Below are 1039 nucleotides of genomic sequence, written 5' to 3'. Positions count from 1 at the left end.
GGGACCGTCCGCAAATAAAGTATCGAACTGCTATAGGAGAAAAACACCTATTTCGTCGATAATGCGTTGATGCAAGACGCACATATTATTGAAGGACTAGAACTTAAGTTTAATTCTCTCGTCGGGGATCTAGACGAACGTGGGCGAAGGCGGTGGGCCGCGACCGAAGCAATGGCAATTGGCTATGGTGGGATTACTGCTGTTTCCTTCGCGACGGGACTCTCACACGTTACCATACGCAAGGGAATACAGGAACTGCAGTGCGACAACCCGCTGCCTAGCAGTCGTCAGCGACGAACGGGTGCTGGCCGAAAGCCTTTGGAGGACACACAGTGGGATCTTGTTAACGCGATCGATCGTCTTGTGGAACCTACCGAGCGTGGTGATCCACAGTCTCCACTGCGATGGACGTGCAAGAGTTTGAGTAATCTTCAGCGTGAGTTGGTCTCGCAAGGCTTTCGAGTTGGGCGCACCAAAATTTCCAAAGTACTCCGCTCGCTCGGCTATTCGTTGCAAGGTAATCGCAAGACGCGAGAAGGAACGGATCATCCCGACCGCAATGCGCAATTTGAACACATTGCCCGTCGTGTGCGTGCCTGTGGGCGAGGCGGACGACCAGCGGTTTCGGTGGATACGAAAAAGAAGGAAACGCTGGGGAAAAAGGCGAATGTCGGCAAGGAATACCGCCCCAAGGGTGAACCCTGGGAAGTCGACACGCACGACTTTCCTGACAAGGAACTTGGCAAGGCTATCCCTTATGGCGTTTACGACATCGACTCCAACGAGGCCTGGGTGTCAGTCGGAATCAGTCGAGACACTGGTGAGTTTGCTGTCGAAGCCATCCGACGTTGGTGGTTCCGGTTGGGAAAGAAACGATACAAGAAAACAACTCGCCTTTTGATCACAGCTGATAGTGGCGGAAGCAATGGCCACCGAAATCGTTTGTGGAAGTTTGAGTTACAGCGATTGGCTGACGAGACCGGCATGATCATCGAAGTGTGCCACTATCCACCAGGCACGAGCAAATGGAATAAAATAG

1 protein-coding gene is annotated in these 1039 nt (G+C 52.6%); it reads left to right on the top strand.

Annotation, left to right across the window (positions count from 1 at the left end; all coding sequences use genetic code 11):
- Positions 1 to 69: 69 nt before the first annotated feature.
- On the top strand, positions 70 to 1039 hold a 970-nt coding region (locus Poly41_RS33770; RefSeq protein ID WP_146531779.1), incomplete at its 3' end, for an ISAzo13 family transposase.

The sequence above is a fragment of the Novipirellula artificiosorum genome (assembly GCF_007860135.1).
In the GTDB taxonomy this organism is placed as follows: domain Bacteria; phylum Planctomycetota; class Planctomycetia; order Pirellulales; family Pirellulaceae; genus Novipirellula_A; species Novipirellula_A artificiosorum.
The sequence above is the reverse complement of the archived record's forward strand: the minus strand, read 5'-3'. Positions and strand labels throughout refer to the sequence as shown.